Raw genomic sequence first — 19,876 nt, 5'->3', positions numbered from 1 at the left:
TATGATCGTACACTTTATGTCGACAAAAAGGATTCAAAGATGACGGATACTGGTGCTTCTGCCGAGCGCAAGCGCGGCTCTGGCGTAAAGATGGTCTACGATCTGCTGCGCGACGAAATTCTAGATCTGGTGCTGCCGCCAGGTAGTCCTATCGATGAAGTTCAACTTGCCGAGCGGTTCAAAATGTCCAGGACACCCATTCGGGAGGCCTTGGTTCGCCTTTCCGGTGAGGGGTTGATCGATACCCTGCCGAACCGGTCGACAATGGTGTCGAACATCGATTTTCTCAACATGCATACCTATTTCGATGCGTTGGTGCTGATGTATCGCGTCACCACGCAGCTTGCCGCCCAGTATCATCGGCCAGAGGATCTCGTCGGTATCCGCGCACACCAGGCGGAGTTTGCTAAAGCGGTCGAAAAGCAAGACGCGCTTGCAATGATATCGACCAATGCAGCCCTCCATCTTGCAATCGCCGAAGCTGGCCGTAATCCGTATTTCATCACGCTGTTCAAGCGCCTGCTTGATGAAGGACGACGCATCCTGCGGCTTTATTACCAGTCTTACGAAGACCGGCTCCCGAAACGGTACGTGGAAGATCATGATGAAATGATTGCCGCGATCGCCGCGCGCGACATTGTTCTTTCAGAGAAACTTGCCCGTGAGCATGCCGAGCAAATTGTGCGGCAAGTGCAGAAATTGCTGGTGCGTGAAGATCGTCTGGAAATATCGCTCTGACTTGTCGATTTCTTGTCGACAAATAAAATACAAGACGATAATGTGTCCTTCGAAAGGGTGGCGCAGGCGCGCGCCCGTAGCCACGAACAGACATTGATGAGGAGCTTGTAATGACGGCCAGCATTTTTTCTGGTGTGATCCCTGCGCTGATGACGCCCTGCAAGGACGATCGTACCCCTGACTTCGACGCGCTCGTCCGTAAGGGCAAGGAACTGATCGCGGACGGCATGTCTGCGGTTGTTTACTGCGGTTCGATGGGCGACTGGCCGCTTCTGACCGATGCACAGCGCATGGAAGGCGTGGAACGCCTGGTGAAGGCAGGCATTCCGGTGATCGTCGGAACCGGTGCCGTCAACACGGCATCCGCAGTGGCCCATGCAGCGCACGCACAGAAGGTTGGCGCGAAGGGACTGATGGTCATCCCTCGCGTTCTGTCGCGCGGTTCGGTCATTTCCGCTCAGAAAGCACATTTCAAGGCGATCCTTGCTGCCGCCCCTGAAATTCCTGCTGTGATCTACAACAGCCCCTATTATGGTTTTGCAACGCGCGCCGATCTTTTCTTCGCGCTGCGCGCAGAACACAAGAACCTCCTCGGCTTCAAGGAATTCGGTGGCCCGGCAGACATGCGTTATGCCGCCGAAAACATCACCAGCCGTGACGATGAGGTTACGTTGATGATCGGCGTCGATACGGCCGTTTTCCACGGCTTCGTCAATTGCGGTGCGACGGGTGCGATCACCGGTATCGGTAACGTTCTTCCGAAGGAAGTCATCCACCTTTGCAATCTGTCGCAGGCTGCAGCGAAGGGCGATGCCGATGCGCGCGCACGTGCGCTCGAACTAGAGCAGGCACTGGCCGTACTGTCGTCGTTCGACGAAGGCCCAGATCTCGTTCTCTACTTCAAGCGCATGATGGTGCTGAAGGGAGACAAGGAGTATTCGCTGCACTTCAACGAAACGGATGTTCTGTCCGACAGCCAGCGTGGCTACGTAGAGGCACAGTTCAAGCTGTTCAACAGCTGGTATGCCGACTGGAGCAAGCTTCCCGGTGCAGTGCAGGCCTGCAAGGCAGCCTGATTGCCAGCTGATCGCTCTCTTCGCTTTATGGCCCCGGGCTTCGGTCCGGGGCCATTTGGCATGACGAACGTCAAGGCTGTTTAGCTAAGTCCCAGGCAGGTTGTCACGGACAGTGCCGTGCCGAGGCCCCATTAATATCGTCGCGCAAAAAAAGGCCCGTCATGCGGGCCCTTCGTTTTTGCGAGGTAAGCGGTCAGGAGACCGCATCTAGACCTTTTTCGAGAAGGTGATCGAGGCTCGATCGCTCTGCTTCGGTCAATGTGATCCCTTCGCTTTCGGATTTGGCTCTAGCGGCGAAACGGCGGCCTGACGGGAGGCGGGCGCCTTGTCCGACGATCGCTTCGAAAAGTATTTCCGCGCGCTGGAACGGATCTCCGGGGCGGCCCTTTGCAAAGGCTTCCGGCGAGAAGGCAATGATCAATTCACCGTGGAACGGTGCGAGCGTGGTTGTGCCGAGATAGTCGAGGACCTCAGGACTTGTCAGGTCGCCAATCATGATGCCAGCGAGAAGTTCGATCATCGTGCCGATTGCGGACCCCTTGTGTCCGCCAAAAGGCAGCATCGAGCCGTCGAGGGCGGCATCCGGGTCCGTCGTAGGGTTACCATCGCGATCGATGGCCCATCCTTCTGGCAGTTGCTTGCCCGCCCGCCGGTGCAATTCGATCTCACCGCGTGCCGCAACAGAGGTGGCAAAGTCGAAGACATAGGGTGGCTGATCCTTACGCGGCCACCCGAACGCGAACGGGTTGGTTCCAAGAAGCGGCTTGTTGCCTCCGGTCGGTGCGACGGTTGCGTAGCTTGGGCACATGACAAGACCGGCGAGGCCGTTCGTCGTCAATCCCTCGACTTCTGGCCATAAAGCCGAGAAATGCGTGCAGTCGTTGATCGCAAGCGCTGCGACGCCAAGCCGGCGCGCACGCTCCACCAGGACAGGAAGCCCAAGTTCATAAGCGGGATTGGCAAAGCCGCCCCGGGCGTTGACCTTGACGATCGCGGTACCTTCATCGGGCAGTATTTCCGGCACGGCGTCCGGCTTGACCTTTCCGGCCTTCACGGTGCGCAGCGCGCCTTCAATCCGGAAAATACCATGAGATTTGCAGGCATCTCGCTCTCCCGCGACAATAACCCTTGCCAGAGCCCCGGCCTGGATCGCGTTCAGTCCGGCCTTCAGAAAAATCGCCTCAACCCGTTCGCCAAGGGAAGCGATCGTGAGATTCGTTTGACCTGTCATTGTTACCTCTGGAATGTCTTTCGTGTCTTTCTGGATACATAAAGTATACAAAGCTAACTGGGATGCAACGTGCGATTTTCGGGAGGCAAACGTTCCTCGCAGCGGATGTGTCGTTGGCATGGTTAGAAAGTCTGATGGACAAACGGCATGCCGCTGGTCCAGCCGCAGGGAAGCATGTCTGTTTTCAGAGCGTTAGTTCTGTTTGTTCGTGCAGGCGTCCGCGTTTTGTTCGCAGGTGCAAAAATTCTTTTTGTATACGTGTTGTATTTTTTATGTTGATTTCTCGTATTCTTGAGGAAATAGTGTCCTTGCCTTCAAGGGCAGACCAATTGCTGGGAGCAAATCAAGAATGAGAAAAACGGTCATCTTCGCCGGCCTGCTGGCCGCCGCATCCGCCATGACACCGGCCAAGGCCGACAAGCTCGACGACATCATTTCCTCGGGTACGCTGCGTTGCGCTGTTGTGCTCGATTTCCCGCCGATGGGTTCGCGTGACGCGAACAACAATCCGGAAGGCTTCGACGTCGATTACTGCAACGATCTTGCCAAGGCGCTCGGCGTTACTGCCGAAATCGTCGAAACACCCTTCCCAGAGCGTATTCCGGCTCTGATGTCTGGGCGTGTCGATGTGGGCGTCGCATCGACGTCCGATACGCTGGAGCGTGCGAAGACTGTCGGTATGACCGTTCCGTACTTCGCATTCGAAATGGCTGTTACTGCCAACGACAAGTCCGGTATCAAGTCTTTCGAAGACATGAAGGGCAAGACAGTCGGTGCCACCGCAGGTACGTTTGAAGCAATTGCACTTGAGAACTCCGTCAAGGAGTGGGGTGTTGGCGAGTTCCGTCCCTATCAGACGCAAGCCGATGTCTTCCTTGCGCTGAGCCAGGGTCAGATCGACGCAACGGTTTCCACATCGACTGTCGCGCAATCCAACGTCAAGAGCGGCAAATTCGGGGGTATCTCCGTTGTCGGTAAGGCGCCCTACGATATCGACTACGTTGCGCTTTTCACCAACCGCGACGAATACGGCCTCATCAACTACTTGAACCTGTTCATCAACCAGCAGGTACGTACAGGTCGTTACGCCGAGCTTTACGAGAAGTGGGTGGGCGGCGAAGCGCCGTCGCTCGCGGTTAACGGCGTCTATCGCTAATCAGGACTTTTTGAAACGGCGCGATCGACATGATCGCGCCGTTGATCGTTTCTGAAAGGTGAGACGGTTATGTTTAATTACACGTTCCACTGGAACCAGGCGCTTAAGGCTTTGCCGCAGCTCTTGGACGGTGCGGTGGTGACGCTCCAGGTCGCGATCCTGTCCATGGTGATCGGACTGGCCTGCGCAATCATGCTCACCCTGTTCCGGTTATCGGAAAATCGTGCCCTTGGCGCGTTTGCCGCAACCTGGGTCGAAATTGCCCGCAACACGCCGGCTTTGTTCCAGATCTACATGGCGCATTTCGGCCTTGGTAACTTCGGCATCCACCTCAGCCCATACACGGCTCTGCTCGTTGGCATCGCCTTCAACAATGCCGGATATCTCGCGGAGAATTTCCGCGGTGCTTTGAAAGCTATCCCGGATACCCAGACCAGGTCTGGCCGATCGCTTGGGATGACGTCGATGCAAACCTTCCGGCTGATCATTTTGCCCCAAATGCTGCGCGTCGCGTTCTTGCCGGCCACCAACCAGATGGTTTGGGCAATCCTCATGACCTCGCTTGGCGTGACTGTGGGAATGAATACCGACCTTGCGGGTGTTACCCAGGCGCTGAATGCCAAGTCATTCCGCACCTTCGAATTTTTCGCACTTGCAGCAGTCATCTACTACGTGATTGCCAAGATCGTCACGCTCGCCGCCAGGGTTCTGGCATGGCGTCTGTTCCGTTACTGAGAGAGGTGAGCCATGTTCGAAACCGCTCTCACCTGGAGTGATCTCGCCTTTCTTGCCAAAGGGGCAGGAATGACCCTTGCCGTTACGGCAGTTGCCGTTACGGCAGGTACGGTCATGGGGATTATCTTCGGTATTATCCGCGTTCAGCTCGGTGCATATTGGTCATTGCCTTTGACCTTCGTGCTTGATGTGTTCCGCTCTGTGCCGCTGCTCATCCAACTCGTGCTCGGCAATGCGTTTCAGTCGATCGCCAAGCTTGGCTGGCCGCCTTTCACCACGTCCTGTGTCGTGCTGTCGCTTTACACCGCAGCCTATTGCACAGAGATCGTCCGCGGCGGTATTTCCTCAGTGCCGTCCAATACAAGGCGTGCCTGCCGATCTCTCGGCATGACGTGGTCGCAGGACATGCGTTATATCGTCCTGCCGCTTGCAACCCGCGTGTCACTCCCGTCGTGGATCGGTCTGACACTCGGTGTCATGAAAGATTCTGCACTTGTGCTGTGGCTCGGCCTGATCGAGCTTTTGCGGGCGTCGCAAATCCTTGTCACCCGCCTCCAGGAACCGCTTACAATCCTTCTGATTTGCGGTGCCATCTACTTTATTATCAGCTTCCCCATCGCCCGGTTCGGCGGGTATCTCGAAAGACGGTGGTCCCCCAATGATTGAGATCGAAAACGTCCGCAAATCCTTCGGCCCACTGGAAGTTCTGAAGGGGATCAACCTCACCGTCAGCAAAGGCGAGGTGGTCACCATCATCGGTGGCTCCGGCTCTGGAAAATCGACACTTCTCACCTGCATCAACGGTCTCGAACCGATCGACAGCGGCAAGATCGTTATTGACGGGACCGAGGTTCACGCCAAGACGACGGACCTGAACAGGCTGCGCCGTAAGGTCGGCATCGTGTTCCAGCAGTGGAACGCCTTTCCCCACCTGACGGTCCTGGAAAACGTTATGCTGGCACCTCGAAAAGTGCTCGGGATTTCGAAAGAGCAGGCAGAAGAGATTGCAGTCAAGCAACTCACCCATGTCGGTCTCGGCGAGAAACTGAAAGTCTATCCGAACAGGATGTCTGGCGGACAGCAGCAGCGAATGGCAATCGCCCGCGCACTTGCGATGTCGCCGGAATACATGCTGTTCGACGAGGTGACATCGGCACTGGATCCGATGCTCGTGGGCGAGGTGCTCGATACCTTGAAAATGCTTGCTGAAGAGGGGATGACGATGATCTGTGTCACCCATGAAATGGCTTTCGCGCGCGATGTGTCGAACCGTGTCGCATTTTTCCATCAAGGGGTCATGGCTGAGATTGGAACGCCCGAGCAGCTCTTCGGGTCACCTCAACAGGCAGAAACACAGAAGTTCCTCGCGAGCGTCCGTTAATGGCCAGTCCCGATGTTCTCGTCATTGGGGCTGGTGTCGTTGGCCTGTCTGCGGCAATCGCCGCACAGGCACGCGGCCTTTCCGTCATCGTCGTTGACAGGCAGGGGCCTGCCGCCGGTGCTTCCGCTGGGAATGCCGGTGCGTTTGCCTTCACGGATATTCTGCCGCTCGCCTCGCCAGGTATTTTGTGGAAGGCTCCTAAATGGCTTATGGACCCCCTTGGGCCACTTAGTGTTCCACCGGCCTATGCTCTGAAAATCGCACCGTGGATGTTGCGGTTCTGGCGGGCATGCGCTGCCTCGCGGGTCGAGCATTCTACCGCCGCGCAGACGGCAATAATGGATCTCTCCAGAGCTGAGCTTGAACCGTTTTTGAGAAAAACAGGCACAATCTCCATGCTGCGCAAGGAGGGAAACCTTCAGGTCTATGAAAGCGAGGCTGAGTTTGAAGCTTCATTGGCCGGATGGAAGGCACGAACCCGCCACGGCATTGAATTCAGGCACCTCAATGCTGAACAGATGGCCGAAATCCAACCGGGTATTGCACCAAGGTTTATCAGCGGTACCTTTACACCAGGCTGGTATTCAATCGCAGACCCTGAACTCTACACACTTGCTCTCGCCGAACATTTCCGTGCCACCGGCGGCACGATTGAAAAGCTTGACGTCACTAGCCTTCGTATAGAGGGTGAAGGGGTCGAGGCCACAGGCCTGGATGGACGCAAGTTGAGAGCCGCAAAGGCCGTCGTTGCAGCAGGTGCTTTCTCCCATAGAATTGCCCGTTCCCTTGGCGAAAAAATACCGCTCGAAACCGAGAGGGGCTATAATACCACGCTGCCAGGCGCGGCATTTGACCTTCGTACGCAGATTACCTTTGGCGGGCACGGTTTTGTCGTCACGAGACTGACGAGTGGCATCCGCGTCGGAGGCGCAGTGGAACTCGGCGGGCTGGAACTGCCGGCCAATTTTGCACGCTCGGAAGCCCTTTTGAATAAGGCCAAGGCTTTCCTTCCTGGGCTGAAATCGGATGGCGGCCGGCAATGGATGGGGTTCCGTCCGTCCTTGCCAGATAGCCTTCCTGCAATCGGTCATGCACGGCAGTCAGACCGTGTTGTCTATGCCTTCGGCCACGGACATCTGGGCCTGACACAATCGGCGGGTACGTCTCGCATTGTTGCAGACCTGCTGACCGGCCAAAAGCCACCGGTGGATCTGGCGCCATTCTCGCCGCAGCGTTTTTGACAGGAGCATTTCGATGGTCGCGCGCACTTCAGATATTGTTGCTGCACAAAGTATTCTTCGAGGCTCAGCGGAAGGTCGGGTCATTGCGACAACCGAAGCGCTCAGCTTCTGGGGTGGTGTCGATCCAGCCACCGGCAAGGTCATCGATGTGCATCATCCGCTGCATGACGAGAGCCTTACGGGCGCCATCCTTTTCATGCCCACGAGCCGCGGCTCATGCACAGGCTCGGGGGTCCTGCTCGATCTGATCCTCACCGGCCGCGGGCCTGCTGCACTGGTATTTTGCGAAGCCGAAGACGTCCTGACGCTTGGTGCGCTGATCGCTGGCGAAATGTTCGGCAGCCCCATGCCGGTCGTGCGCCTCGATCAGCAGAGTTTCGATAAATTCTCTGGTGTAGGGAAAGTCCGGATTGACGGTCATTCCATATCAGGTGGTGAATTCTCGCTACCTCTAGCGCCGCCAGCAACGAGCGAGCTTGACCTCGCGACAGACGACGGTGCCATGCTCGATGGCCGCGATGGGGTTGCCGTTCAACAGGCGATGCGCATCATTGTTGCCATGGCTGCACAGCAAGGGGCCACAGGTCTTGTCGACGTGACCCAGGGGCACATCGACGGCTGTATTTATGCGAGCCCTGCCAACTTAACCTTCGCGGAGAAGATGGCCGAAATGGGCGCGAAAGTCCGCGTGCCCACAACCATGAATGCGATTTCCGTCGACAAGTCGAATTGGCAGTCGCAGGGCGTGCCGACGACATTCGGCGATCCTGCGGCGCGATTGGCCGACGCCTACGTCCGCATGGGTTGCCGTCCGACTTTTACCTGCTCACCCTATCTCCTCGACAGTGCCCCAAGGATGGGTGAATCAATCGCCTGGGCGGAATCGAATGCCGTCATCTTTGCAAATACCGTGCTGGGCGCACGTACCGCCAAGCATCCGGATTTTCTAGATCTCTGTATCGCACTAACCGGACGTGCCCCGCTCTCTGGCGTCTATCTGGAGGAGAACCGGCGTCCTCAGCGCATTATCGATGTCTCCCTGCCAGCCAACATCGATGACGCGTTCTGGCCGCTCGTCGGTTATCTCGCAGGCAAGGCTGCGCCCGATTGTATCCCCGTCCTTCGTGGCCTCAGTGAAGGACGCCCGTCGAAGGACGATCTCAAGGCGCTTTGTGCGGCCTTTGGAACAACATCGGCATCACCCATGCTCCATATCGAGGGGGTCACCCCCGAAGCCTCGCTCGCACCCATTGCGGGGGCCGATTTCGTGACGATTACCGATCGTGACATGGCCGCTGCCTGGAGGTTGCTGAATGAAGGGCCGGAGGACGTTCAGCTCGTGGCGATCGGCAGTCCGCATGCCTCGCTTGCCGAGTGCCGTGCGCTCGCGGATGCATTTGCCGGCCGAAAGCACCATGCGGGTGTCGCAGTGATCGTCACCGCAGGCCAACAGGTAATCGATGCGGCAAAAGATGAGGGCACGTTCCAGCGGCTCGTGGAAAGCGGTATCCAGGTCCTTCCCGATCTCTGTTGGTGCTCGATATCGGAACCGGTTTTCCCAACGAAGACACGCGCCCTGATGACCAATTCCGGGAAATATGCGCATTACGGTCCAGGCCTCAGCGGTCGTGCCGTCCGGTTCGGATCTCTTGCTCAATGCGTCGATGCGGCGTTGACAGGACGCGCCAACGTTTCTCTTCCGACCTGGCTTTCATAAGGAATTTCTCATGCGAAGCATAAAAACCGTTCACGTGATCTCCGCTCATGCGGAAGGCGAAGTGGGTGATGTCATCGTTGGGGGCGTTCTGCCGCCGCCTGGCGACACCATTTGGGAGCAGAGCCGTTTTATTGCCCGCGACCAGACACTGCGCAATTTCGTGTTGAACGAGCCGCGCGGCGGTGTCTTCCGCCATGTCAACCTTCTGGTTCCGCCAAAGCACCGCGATGCGGATGCCGCATTCATTATCATGGAACCGGAAGATACGCCGCCCATGTCCGGGTCGAACTCGATCTGTGTCTCGACCGTGCTTCTCGATGGCGGGATTGTGCCGATGCAGGAGCCGGAAACACACATGGTGCTCGAAGCACCGGGCGGACTTGTCCGGGTCCGTGCCGAGTGCAAAAATGGTAAGGCAGAGCGGATCTTCGTTCAGAACCTGCCGAGTTTTGCCGATCGGCTGGATGCGAAACTTGACGTCGAGGGACTTGGAACCTTGACTGTCGACACAGCATATGGCGGCGACAGCTTCGTAATCGTAGATGCAGAGGCGCTGGGGTTTAGTCTCAAACCTGACGAGGCGCATGATATCGCCCGGCTCGGCGTCCGCATCACCAATGCCGCGAACCGATCGCTTGGCTTCAGCCATCCGGAAAATCCCGACTGGAAGCATTTTTCGTTTTGCCTTTTTGCAGGTCGGGTGGAGCGAACTGCAGAAGGATTGAGGGCAGGAGCTGCGGTTGCGATTCAACCGGGCAAGGTTGACCGCTCACCAACAGGCACCGCGCTTTCGGCACGCATGGCCGTGCTCCACGCACGTGGGGAAATGAAGCAGGGTGAGACCCTGACCGCCGTCTCCGTCATCGGCTCAACCTTCAGCGGGCGCATTCTCGGCGAAACGACGGTCGGTGATCGCAAGGCCGTCCTGCCTGAGATTTCAGGCCGCGGCTGGGTGACGGGAATCCATCAGCACATGCTCGATCCTTCCGATCCATGGCCGGAAGGTTATCGTCTCACCGACACATGGGGTGCGCGTTAAGACGCCAATCGCATGCGATGCGGTCTGTCTATTGCAAGATGGACAGACCGGGAGCGCGCCTCAACCGGCAATGCGCTTGGTTGTATCCCGAATGATCAATTCGAAGCCAACATCGATACGGGCGTTTTCCGGGGCTGTCGCATCTTTCTCCGGCTCCAGAATGGATAAAAGCAGTTCACCAGCCCTGCGACCGATCGTCTGGGCATCGACGCGGATCGTCGAGATTGCGGGAAAACACTGTCTGCCGATATCGAAGTCGCCGAACCCGAGGATCGAAATCCTGCCGGGAACATCTATGCCGCGGCGGTGACATTCCATGAGTGCGCCAACGGCAGAAATATCAGATACCGCAAAAACGGCCTCGATGTCCGGTGCCTTTTCGAGAAGGACACCAAGCGTCTTGCCACCGTGGTCGTAAGAAACCGGTGCATGGCCCTCGCGTGTTATGAATTCGTCGGAAAGGCCAGCCTCGCGCAATGCCGCGCCAAATCCAAGCAGACGCGCCTCACCACGCCAATCCTTGACATCGCCGTCTGCCCTTGAGCCTAAAGCACCGATGCGGGTAAAGCCGAGCGACATGAGATGCCTGGCCGCCGTTCTTCCAACCTCGTAGTTGGAAAAGCCGACAGCGTGATCGATAGGGTGCTCCGGCACCTCCCAGATTTCGACGATCGGAATGCCCGCACGCACGAGAACTTCACTCGCGGCCTTTGTATGGACAGTGCCAGCGACAACGATTGCGTCTGGCCGGCGCTCCATCATTGTCTTGATAACGCGTTCCTCCTCCTGCAGGTCGTACATCGTGTAACCGATCAGCAACTGATAATCTGCAGCGCGCAAGGCATTGGCAAGACCCTGTGCGCTGTCAGCAAAGTTTGAGTTCGTCAGTGTCGGCAGGATGGCGGTGATGAAATTCGTCCGTCGCGACGAAAGCGAGCCCGCAATCCGGTCCGGGACGTATCCGAGCTTTTCAATGGCCTTCATCACCTTCAGCCGGGTCTCTTCAGAGACGAGCGAGGGATCGCCAAGCACGCGGGACACGGTCATCTTCGAGACGCCAGCAAGTTTCGAGACGTCATTCATCGTTGCTTTTTTGGATGCGACTGTCGCAGCGGCCAAGGGCGTGTGCTCCACCAAGGCATGTCTCCCGAATATGAAACGACTTTCGGCTAGACATACACGAAGACTAAGGGAGAAAGCACGTCACGTCGGATTATGCAGACGCAACGTGCACCGGTTTTTATGCGACGCGGCTATAAACGAGGTGATAGAACCGCCCGTCGCACATGCTCATCATCTCATCCGTCAGGACACGGCCCTCCAGTCTGACCGGGGACACGAGTGCCTCCTCGACTGCCTCCATCGAGGGATAGTCAATTTCCTGAACCATGATGATCGGTGCTGCATCCGGATCTGTGCGCTGGGTGCGCATAACCCGGACTGCCTGTGCATTCGGCATCCTCTTCCAAACCGGCAAAAGACGCTCTTCCACGATGCGGAAAAACTCGTCTTCTCGTCCAGGGTGAATTGTGCCTTCGAAAATGGCTGAGCGCGTGTACATGGTTCCTCCCGAAATTTAACAGAGCTTGATAGCTGAGTTCGTACTTGCAATGATACCGATAACATGCATTATTCATCGTGCCAAGAACGGGGAAGGGTGTTGATTGGAGGAAAATCGATATCGTGTCGGAAACGGGCTGAAATCGGGAGTTATTCGCTTATTTCACATCTTTTCGTCCGCTTGGGAGGAGTTTTATGGCGAAGGAAGCCTCGATGTTATCGAGAACATTTTGCCGGTCTTTCTTGGCGCCGTTCGATGGTTGGACGGGGCTTTCAGGGTTGGAGGAGAAACCATGAGTATTTCGAGATTTTTGAAGAACGTCACGATTGCAGTTGGTGTTGCGGCCGCGTCGTTTGCTGCGACGACATCGGCGCACGCCGTCTCTATCAGCGATATCATGTCGCGCGGTTCGGTGAAGATCGGTGTTCTGACAGGCGCGCCGCCAATGGGTATGGTTGATGAGAAGGGGAACCCGTCCGGTTATGACGTTGATGTTGCTAACCTCATCGGGACATACCTCAATCTACCCGTTGAACTCGTTCCGCTGACGCCGCCGGCACGTATTCCGGCCCTCCAGACGGGCAAGGTCGATTTCCTGGTGGCGACACTGGCTCCAACCGGTGAACGTGCGAAAACCGTCATGTTCACGCAGCCCTACAGCGCCTTCAATATGGATATCATTTCCGGTCCGGATCAGAAGTTTGAAAATCTGGAGAGCCTGAAGGGCAAGCGCGTTTCGGTGAACCGTGGTTCGTCGCAGGAAACCGCTCTTCGCAAGGCTAACGTCGAAGGTCTCGAGGTTGTCGTTTACGAAGACGACTCCACCAGCGCGCAGGCTCTTCTCGCCGGACAGGTTGACGCGGTTGCGTTGCCATCGACAGTAGGTGAAGCGATTATCAAGCAACGTCCCGAGGCCGGGCTGCAGGTCGGATTTACGTTCTTCCAGCAGGGCAATTCGATGGCCACGAAAATCGAAGATTTCGAACTTCGTCAGTGGCTCAACACGTCCATCTACCTCATGAAAATGTCCGGTGACCTCGACCGTATTTCGATGAAGTGGACTGGTCGCGCAATGCCGCAACTGCCGAACTTCTGATTGAGCCTTTCAGCGTGCCCGCCGGATAAAAACTTTCGGCGGGCCGGGAAATGTCAACGGAGTGGTGCATGTCCTATACGTTTCAATTTGGCGCTCTCGCCCAATATCAAAACGAGCTCCTGAACGGCATATGGCTGACGATCAAGCTGTCGGTCCTGTCGATCGTGCTCGGCTGTGCATTTGGTATTCTTCTGGCCTCACTGCGCTCCATAAATGGCGGTATCGTCCGCGTACTTGTGGATGCCTACGTCGAGATCATTCGCAATACACCTTTCCTCGTGCAGCTCTTTATCGTCTATTTCGGCCTGCCGGGGCTAGGGTTTCGTGTCGGTGCTGACACGGCTGCCCTGATCGGCATGACGATCAACCTCGCTGCCTATTCAACCGAGATTATCCGGGCCGGCATCGAGGCTGTCCACAAGTCGCAGATCGAGGCAGGTGAGGCTCTGGGTTTTACAAAATTCCAGATCTACCGCCATGTCATCATTGTCCCGGCGATCGCCAAGGTCTATCCGTCGCTTTGCAGTCAGTTTGTCCTGATGATGCTGGCATCCAGCATCTGCTCGGCGATTTCGACCCATGAACTTGCAGCCGCTGCGGCCTTCGTGGAATCGCAGACCTACCGTTCCTTCGAAGTCTACATCGTCGCCACACTCATCTATCTCGCGCTCGCTCTTTGCCTGCGGCTTGTCCTTGCCCTTGTTGGCATGTGGCTGTTTGGCCGCCGTGTTGCCCGAAGGACGATGTCCGCTTTGCCGGAGGTGCAGTCATGACACTTAGAACTTTTGGTCTGAGCGAATTCGGATTCCTTCTGACCGCCCTGCAATGGACCGTACTCTTGACGATCCTTGCACTTGTCGGTGGAGGCATTGTCGGCTTCCTGATTGCTCTTGCCCGTACGTCCGACATCAAGGCTCTACGTTTTGCCGCCGGTACATACATCCAGATCATTCAGGGCATACCGGTACTGATGATCCTGTTCTTGTCCTACTACGGGCTGAGCCTTGCAGGATTTGAGTTGCCGCCCCTGATTGCGGCCGGCGCATCCATGACGGTTTATGCATCAGGCTACCTTGCAGAGATCTGGCGTGGCTGTATCCAGGCAGTGCCAAAGCAACAATGGGAGGCCTCGGAATCGCTGGCGCTCACAAGGGCACAGCAGTACCGATACGTCATCCTTCCGCAGGCCATGCGCATCTCCTTACCCCCGACCGTCGGCTTTGCCGTCCAGGTCGTCAAGAATACGTCAATCGCATCGATCATCGGTTTCGTCGAATTGGCAAGAGCGGGGCAGTTGATCAACAACGCTACGTTCCAGCCCTTCCGCGTCTTTGTTGCCGTTGCGGTTCTTTATTTCATCGTCTGCTACCCGTTGTCCCAGCTCTCTCGTTGGCTGGAAAGGAGGCTTCATGCCGGAAGTAATCGTTGAAAACGTTCACAAGAGCTTCGGTGCGCTCGAAGTGCTCAAGGGTGTTTCGCTCTCTGTCGGTCGCGGTGAGGTCTTTGCTCTGATCGGCCGTTCGGGCTCTGGAAAAAGTACGCTCCTGCGCTGCATGAACGGTTTGGAAAAAATCAATTCCGGCCGCATTGAAATAGCAGGTCACGCACTTGGCGAGGACGCCAAGGCACTGCGCAAGTTGCGCACTGACGTCGGGATCGTGTTCCAGAGCTACAATCTCTTCCCGCATCTCACGGTTGGCGAAAACATCATGCTCGCCCCCCGCATCGTCAAGGATGTCGCGAAATCGGAAACACAGACGATCGCCCGCGAAGTGCTGCAGCTTGTTGGCCTTTCGGAGAAGTTCGATTCCTATCCGGACCAGTTGTCGGGTGGTCAGCAGCAGCGCGTTGCGATCGCAAGATCGCTCGCCATGCGTCCCAAGGTGATGCTCTTTGATGAGGTCACATCCGCGCTCGATCCAGAGCTGACTGAAGAGGTTCTGACGGTCATGGAAAACCTCGCCAAGGATGGGATGACGATGATCCTCGTTACCCATGAAATGGCGTTTGCCCGTCGCGTTGCAACTCAGACCATCTTTATGCACAAGGGCACGATCTGGGAGCAGGGGCCCTCCGCCGAACTCTTTGCCAATCCGCAAACGCCGGAACTCCGGCAATTCGTAAAGGCCGATGTGAAGTAACATCGGCGCAAAAGGAAGACTGATGACAACCGAAATTTTGCAATTGTGCCCGCTGATCCCGGCCCTGGAGAAGGAGCTTGCTGAACGATTCACCGTTCATCGCTACTTCGAAGCGGAAGACAAAGCGGCATACCTCGCTGAAAAAGGTGCCGCGATCCGTGGTGTCGTCACCGGCGGGCATATCGGTCTGCCGGCAGATATTGGCGCCGGCCTGCCAAACCTCGAGATTGTTTCGATCAACGGCGTCGGTTTCGACAAGGTTGATCTCAAAGAAGCAAAGCGCCGTGGTTACCATGTCTCGAATACACCGGATGTTTTGACCGCCGACGTTGCTGACCTGGCACTCGGTCTTATTCTCGCACAGGCTCGCCAGCTCCCGCGTGCGGATCAGCATGTCCGGACCGGTGCATGGTTGAAAGGCGATATGGGGCTTTCAACGCGTGTCACTGGACGCCGTTACGGCATCTTCGGTCTTGGTCGTATCGGTCAGGCGATTGCAACACGCCTTGAAGGCTTTGATGCGCGCATTTCCTATACCGCCAGAAACAAGCGCGATGTCGCCTATGAATACCATGCGACAATCGAGGAACTCGCGGCCAACTGCGACGTACTGGTGATTGCGGCTGCCGCAACCGCCGACACGCGCCACATCGTCAATGCCGGTGTCCTAAAGGCACTTGGTCCGCAGGGAACCCTCGTCAATGTAGCCCGTGGCTCTCTGGTGGACGAAGGAGCACTTGTCGAGGCTCTTAAGAATGGCGTGATCGGTGGCGCCGCGCTTGATGTGTTCGAGGATGAGCCTCGCGTACCAGAGGCCCTTTTTGCGTTCGAAAACGTTGTGCTTGCTCCCCATGTCGGTAGCGGAACACATCAGACGCGTCGTGCAATGGCGGATCTCGTTCTTGCCAACCTCGACGCGCATTTTGCGGGTAAGCCGATCCCCACACCGGTTCTTTAACAAACGGGTCGTGGCAGGAAGATCTCCTGCCGCGCTTCGCGCATTCGTTGCCCCAAAATCTGCTGCAACTATAAATATTTGCGCCCTTCGAGGCGTAAACTGGTAGCGCCTGTTCACATTTACATAATACCTGTATTCTTACTATCCGGCCCATATGATGTGAGCGGTGAGGCGGAGCGTGTGAGTTCCAGTGATGTGAAATCAACCTTGGATGATCAGGCGTCGGTTTCACGGCGTGAAGACGCTATCGTGGATGCCAATAGCTCTGGACCGGTGACGGCCGAGCGCGTGACAACAGTTTCCGGTCGCCATGCACTGCTTGAAGCCATGATCGATCACGTGCCGGACCTGATCTATGCAAAGGACAGGGAAGGGCGCTTCCTGTTCGCCAATCGGGCCGTCGTCACGAACAACGGATTTTCTTCTGTCGAAGAACTTATCGGTTTGACCGATGTCGACATCCATGGCGAAGCCGCAAGTCTTGCGTTGATCCCGGACACTGAAGAACGCGTTATGCGTACCGGTGAGCCGGATCTCGGCTTCGAGCAGCGTGCGATGCGCGGCGGGGTCGATCGCTGGCTGATGATGTCGCGGGTGCCTTTGCGAGATACGAACGGAAATGTCGTCGGTGTCGTCGGTGCTTCTCGCGATATTACCGAAAAGAAAGCCTCGGAACGCCTTTTGCAGGCGCAGGCACGTATTCTACAAATGATCGTTGCCGCGACCGATATCGACCATTTTCTTGGTGAGTTTGTTGAAGCCATCGAAAGTCTGGCATCGGGGCTCAATTGCGTCGTGCGGGTCTACGATGCCGCGCCAGGCGAGCGCACGCTCTACGCCTCTGAAACAAGCACGATCTCGTTGGATCTTGTCGATACGATCTCGGTTGTCGACGAGCCATCCGGTATCGCCGTCCCAAGCGAAGGATCCGTTTTCGGTTCCGAAATTCCTGCGAGCGACGGTGCGCCACACGGTTTTGTCTGGTGTATGCTGCCTGACCGTAACCCGGATGCCGGGCTTGTCGAGTTTGTAGCAGCCGCGGGACGCATGGCAGGGCTCGCGATTGATAGAAAGCGTGCCGCGGCACAGATTCTGTTCCTTGCCGACCACGATATGCTGACGCGCCTGCCCAACCGCCGATTTCTGGATACGAAACTCCCTGAGATCCTCGAAAGTGCATCGAAAGCATCTAAGGCCGTCGGGATTGGCTTCCTGGACCTCGATAATTTCAAGCAGATCAACGATACACTCGGCCACAGTCTGGGCGACGAGCTGTTGGCGAAAACAGCCGAACGTATTGCTCGTGTCCTGCAGCGCGGCGATCTCGTTGTACGTGTTGGCGGCGACGAATTTGTCATCGTACTCGAATGCCAGCAAGATGGGTTCGAACCGAGGCTTGAAGAAATAAGGACTGCTGTTTCCAAGCCCGTTCGTGTCGGAAACTACGATATGAAGGTGACCTGCAGTGTGGGTATGGCGCTCTTTCCAGAGCATGGCGAGACAACTGCGGAAATTGTCGCTGCTGCTGATCTTGCCATGTATGGAGCAAAACACGCTGGTCGCGACAGTATCGTAACGTTCTCGCCCAAAATGGCGGAGGATCTACGCAAGAAATTCACGCGTATCGAAGAACTGCGCGCAGCACTCGAATCCGATCAGTTTGTTCTCCACTATCAGCCACAGGTCAATCTCGATACAGGTGAAATCTTCGGCGTGGAAGCGCTGGTGCGCTGGCAGCATCCATCCGAAGGGCTGCTCGGTCCCGGTGAGTTCATCGACCTTGCAGAGGAAACCGGCCTCATCGTCGAGCTCGGGGAGTTGGTGCTGAAGAAAGCGTGCCGACAGGCGCAGTTGTGGCGTCAATTGGGGCTTGCTCCTGTAAAAATGGCGGTCAATGTCTCGCCTCGGCAGTTCCAGAGCGGACTTGTGGCGAAAATCAGGGACGCGCTCGACGAGACCGGTCTTGATCCATCATCGCTTGAAATTGAAATCACCGAAACACTGATCATCCAGGACGTTGATGCATCCGTCATTGTCATGCGTGCCATCAAGGATATGGGTGTCAGTCTCGCGCTTGATGATTTTGGAATGGGCTACTCATGCCTTGGCATGCTGAAAACATTCCCTTTGTCGTGTATAAAAATTGATCGATCGTTTCTGACAAACTTGCCTCACCAATCCAAGGACAGTGCTATCGTGTCAATCATGATCCAACTCGCTCGTTCGCTCGATATCGATGTTATTGCTGAGGGGATAGAGACGGTGGACCAAGCGGATTTTTTGCGCGACGAGGGCTGTCTTTATGGTCAAGGTTATTACTTTAAACGCCCTCTGGATGCTTTATCGCTTCAGATGCTGCTGAAATAATCGTTTTAATTGCCGCAGCAAGGCGGTTGCTTTTGTGCGGCGCTTGGGTTCACCCGATGACGATCGGGAGCTATCACGAGCAATTGGTCAGGAATGTGCCGCGATGCTTCGGAGACGATTTCCAACGCCCGCTGGACGGCAAGCTTGAGAAGCCAGTCCCGTTCAAAATCCGCTAGCGTCTTACGGGTGGTCTGAATGTCCTCTGTCGCTTCCAGTATTTCGGCCTGAACTGGCGCGACTTTTCGCTTTACCTTTAAAATACCCAACAGCAGATCGCTCGATGTCTCGGCGAAGCATCGGATGGAGGCTGTTACGGGTGGTGACGTCTACCTCTACAGCTAGCTTTTCTTCGAGGAATTGCTTGATGCCAACCAGTTCCAGAAGCGAAAACTTCTTGGCCGGATCGTAATCAATGAAGAGATCGAGGTCACTTGAGTATCGTCCTTCACCACGGGCCGTTGATCCAAATAGATACAGGGCTGTAGCGCCCATACCTTTTATGGCACGAGCGTGCTTCTTGGGAGGATACGTCATAATCCCACTCCGGCAAGGCGTCAGGAATCTCGATGGTGAAGCGACGACAGTGAGACAGAAAACAGCGCGCTGGCCAATCTGTCGTGCGCGGAGGAATATACTCTCCGCAGTCTTATTGCTACTGTTGTGCGGTGTCGAAATTTGCGCGGATCACGTCATAGGGTCCGTGAACCTTTCCGTCTTCGGTTTGTTCGAAGATCCCCAATCCGACAAAGCGAAGACATCCTCATGCACATGTTTGACATTACGTTGGACGGATTTGGCAAGCCCGCGTATGCTGGATGGACCAGATCTTCTGGAGATGTTCGATTAATTCCCATCTTTTGGGAGTAATGACCGAAAAAAGCTGCGCAGGCGATGAGAAAGAGAAGGTCGCGATGGGGGCGGATGGACGGCCTGAGCGCATCGCACTCGTTGACCTATGAAAAGCTTTGTCAAGAGCAGCTTCACTGTTTGTTTCTCCTCTTGGTCGCTTTGTTGGTTTTGGTCTGCGTGCATAATAGGAATGTATTTCTTTAGTGCGCCGATCATTACGTATATATATTCTTTTTTATTAGAATATTATTCCATTCATGAATGGCGAGGCCCGTCGCGATCGCGATATATACGAGGAGTTTCAGGGAAGCAAACATATAAAATATAGAGAGCTGAGTGCGCGCCTGTTTTTTGGTGGATTCGACTGGAATGGGATAAAGTAGCCAAAACAGCCGAACCGGATGGTTTTACAGCGGCTTTTGTCGCGAGCTCGACAGAATCCTGCGAATTTGATTGGTATGAATTGGTCTGGATCTGACAAGAGGGGCATTTTTTGTTGTCGGCCTTGCTCCATAATAACTATATCATGATATAGTTATTATGGAGCAAGGCCGACAACAAAAAATGCCCCTCTTGTCAGATCCAGACCA

Annotated in this window: 20 protein-coding genes and 1 pseudogene; 15 read left to right on the top strand and 6 right to left on the bottom strand. The window is 55.9% G+C overall.

Annotated elements, in window-relative coordinates:
* Positions 1–39: 39 nt before the first annotated feature.
* Both HWX89_RS04790 and HWX89_RS04785 read left to right on the top strand, forming a co-directional pair.
* Positions 40–738 carry a GntR family transcriptional regulator gene (locus HWX89_RS04790; RefSeq protein WP_138793250.1) on the top strand — a complete coding sequence of 233 codons (699 nt, stop codon included), beginning with the start codon at positions 40–42 and terminating at the stop codon, positions 736–738.
* A 110-nt stretch (positions 739–848) separates the two neighbouring features.
* On the top strand, positions 849–1,814 hold the full coding sequence (locus HWX89_RS04785) for a dihydrodipicolinate synthase family protein (protein WP_138793249.1): 966 nt from the start codon (positions 849–851) through the stop codon (positions 1,812–1,814).
* 193 nt (positions 1,815–2,007) lie between these two features.
* Here HWX89_RS04785 and HWX89_RS04780 read toward each other — a convergent pair whose 3' ends face one another.
* A complete protein-coding gene (locus tag HWX89_RS04780; RefSeq protein WP_138793248.1) occupies positions 2,008–3,045 on the bottom strand; it encodes an Ldh family oxidoreductase in 1,038 nt (345 codons plus the stop codon).
* Positions 3,046–3,394: 349 nt separating this feature from the next.
* Here HWX89_RS04780 and HWX89_RS04775 point away from each other — a divergent pair, with 349 nt between their 5' ends.
* The 7 genes from HWX89_RS04775 to HWX89_RS04745 all read left to right on the top strand — a co-directional run bounded on the left by HWX89_RS04775 (position 3,395) and on the right by HWX89_RS04745 (position 10,314).
* The gene (locus HWX89_RS04775; RefSeq protein WP_138793247.1) at positions 3,395–4,201 is read left to right on the top strand and encodes an ABC transporter substrate-binding protein; all 807 of its coding nucleotides are present in this window, start codon (positions 3,395–3,397) and stop codon (positions 4,199–4,201) included.
* Between the two features lie 69 nt (positions 4,202–4,270).
* Complete coding sequence (locus tag HWX89_RS04770; RefSeq protein ID WP_138793246.1) at positions 4,271–4,936, top strand: amino acid ABC transporter permease; 666 nt, start codon at positions 4,271–4,273, stop codon at positions 4,934–4,936.
* Between the two features lie 12 nt (positions 4,937–4,948).
* Entirely contained in the window at positions 4,949–5,602 is a 654-nt protein-coding gene (locus HWX89_RS04765) for an amino acid ABC transporter permease (RefSeq protein ID WP_138793245.1), read from the top strand.
* Positions 5,595–6,317 carry an amino acid ABC transporter ATP-binding protein gene (locus HWX89_RS04760; RefSeq protein WP_138793244.1) on the top strand — a complete coding sequence of 241 codons (723 nt, stop codon included), beginning with the start codon at positions 5,595–5,597 and terminating at the stop codon, positions 6,315–6,317. Before HWX89_RS04765 ends, HWX89_RS04760 begins: the two co-directional genes overlap by 8 nt.
* A complete protein-coding gene (locus HWX89_RS04755) occupies positions 6,317–7,558 on the top strand; it encodes an NAD(P)/FAD-dependent oxidoreductase (RefSeq protein WP_138793243.1) in 1,242 nt (413 codons plus the stop codon). The genes HWX89_RS04760 and HWX89_RS04755 overlap by 1 nt, the downstream gene beginning before the upstream one ends.
* A gap of 13 nt (positions 7,559–7,571) precedes the next feature.
* Complete coding sequence (gene lhpI / locus HWX89_RS04750) at positions 7,572–9,275, top strand: cis-3-hydroxy-L-proline dehydratase (RefSeq protein ID WP_138793242.1); 1,704 nt, start codon at positions 7,572–7,574, stop codon at positions 9,273–9,275.
* Positions 9,276–9,285: 10 nt separating this feature from the next.
* Positions 9,286–10,314 (top strand): trans-3-hydroxy-L-proline dehydratase, encoded by a 1,029-nt coding sequence (locus tag HWX89_RS04745; protein WP_138793241.1) that lies wholly within the window; start codon positions 9,286–9,288, stop codon positions 10,312–10,314.
* Between the two features lie 60 nt (positions 10,315–10,374).
* On the opposite strand, the gene HWX89_RS04740 is transcribed toward HWX89_RS04745, so the two are convergent.
* Both HWX89_RS04740 and HWX89_RS04735 read right to left on the bottom strand, forming a co-directional pair.
* Entirely contained in the window at positions 10,375–11,397 is a 1,023-nt protein-coding gene (locus tag HWX89_RS04740) for a LacI family DNA-binding transcriptional regulator (protein WP_138793522.1), read from the bottom strand.
* A 157-nt stretch (positions 11,398–11,554) separates the two neighbouring features.
* Positions 11,555–11,875: a hypothetical protein gene (locus HWX89_RS04735; protein WP_138793240.1), complete on the bottom strand. Its 321-nt coding sequence runs from the start codon at positions 11,873–11,875 to the stop codon at positions 11,555–11,557.
* Positions 11,876–12,167: 292 nt separating this feature from the next.
* Here HWX89_RS04735 and HWX89_RS04730 point away from each other — a divergent pair, with 292 nt between their 5' ends.
* From HWX89_RS04730 to HWX89_RS04705, 6 genes are all read left to right on the top strand, one after another.
* Positions 12,168–12,971 (top strand): transporter substrate-binding domain-containing protein, encoded by an 804-nt coding sequence (locus HWX89_RS04730; protein WP_138793239.1) that lies wholly within the window; start codon positions 12,168–12,170, stop codon positions 12,969–12,971.
* Between the two features lie 68 nt (positions 12,972–13,039).
* Positions 13,040–13,744, top strand: a complete 705-nt coding sequence (locus HWX89_RS04725; protein ID WP_138793238.1) for an amino acid ABC transporter permease — start codon at positions 13,040–13,042, stop codon at positions 13,742–13,744.
* Positions 13,741–14,400 carry an amino acid ABC transporter permease gene (locus HWX89_RS04720; protein WP_138793237.1) on the top strand — a complete coding sequence of 220 codons (660 nt, stop codon included), beginning with the start codon at positions 13,741–13,743 and terminating at the stop codon, positions 14,398–14,400. Before HWX89_RS04725 ends, HWX89_RS04720 begins: the two co-directional genes overlap by 4 nt.
* Positions 14,381–15,112 carry an amino acid ABC transporter ATP-binding protein gene (locus HWX89_RS04715; RefSeq protein WP_138793236.1) on the top strand — a complete coding sequence of 244 codons (732 nt, stop codon included), beginning with the start codon at positions 14,381–14,383 and terminating at the stop codon, positions 15,110–15,112. The genes HWX89_RS04720 and HWX89_RS04715 overlap by 20 nt, the downstream gene beginning before the upstream one ends.
* A 22-nt stretch (positions 15,113–15,134) precedes the next feature.
* Positions 15,135–16,070, top strand: a complete 936-nt coding sequence (locus tag HWX89_RS04710) for a 2-hydroxyacid dehydrogenase (RefSeq protein WP_138793235.1) — start codon at positions 15,135–15,137, stop codon at positions 16,068–16,070.
* A 327-nt stretch (positions 16,071–16,397) separates the two neighbouring features.
* Entirely contained in the window at positions 16,398–18,437 is a 2,040-nt protein-coding gene (locus HWX89_RS04705; protein ID WP_138793521.1) for a putative bifunctional diguanylate cyclase/phosphodiesterase, read from the top strand.
* Between the two features lie 5 nt (positions 18,438–18,442).
* Here the strand turns inward: HWX89_RS04705 and HWX89_RS26505 are convergent, their stop codons facing one another.
* The 3 genes and pseudogenes from HWX89_RS26505 to HWX89_RS26635 form a co-directional block, all read right to left on the bottom strand.
* A complete protein-coding gene (locus HWX89_RS26505; RefSeq protein ID WP_353505654.1) occupies positions 18,443–18,703 on the bottom strand; it encodes a HepT-like ribonuclease domain-containing protein in 261 nt (86 codons plus the stop codon).
* Positions 18,693–18,971 (bottom strand): annotated as a pseudogene (locus HWX89_RS04700) (nucleotidyltransferase family protein); the annotation flags it as partial. The gene HWX89_RS26505 and the pseudogene HWX89_RS04700, both read right to left, overlap by 11 nt.
* Positions 18,972–19,121: 150 nt before the next feature.
* Positions 19,122–19,247: an HVO_A0114 family putative DNA-binding protein gene (locus HWX89_RS26635; protein WP_502707588.1), complete on the bottom strand. Its 126-nt coding sequence runs from the start codon at positions 19,245–19,247 to the stop codon at positions 19,122–19,124.
* Positions 19,248–19,876: the final 629 nt, after the last annotated feature.

The organism is Rhizobium sp. RM (genome assembly GCF_013390595.1).
Taxonomy (GTDB): Bacteria; Pseudomonadota; Alphaproteobacteria; order Rhizobiales; family Rhizobiaceae; genus Agrobacterium.
Note: the sequence above shows the minus strand (reverse complement) of the source record. Positions and strands in the feature narration are given on the sequence as shown.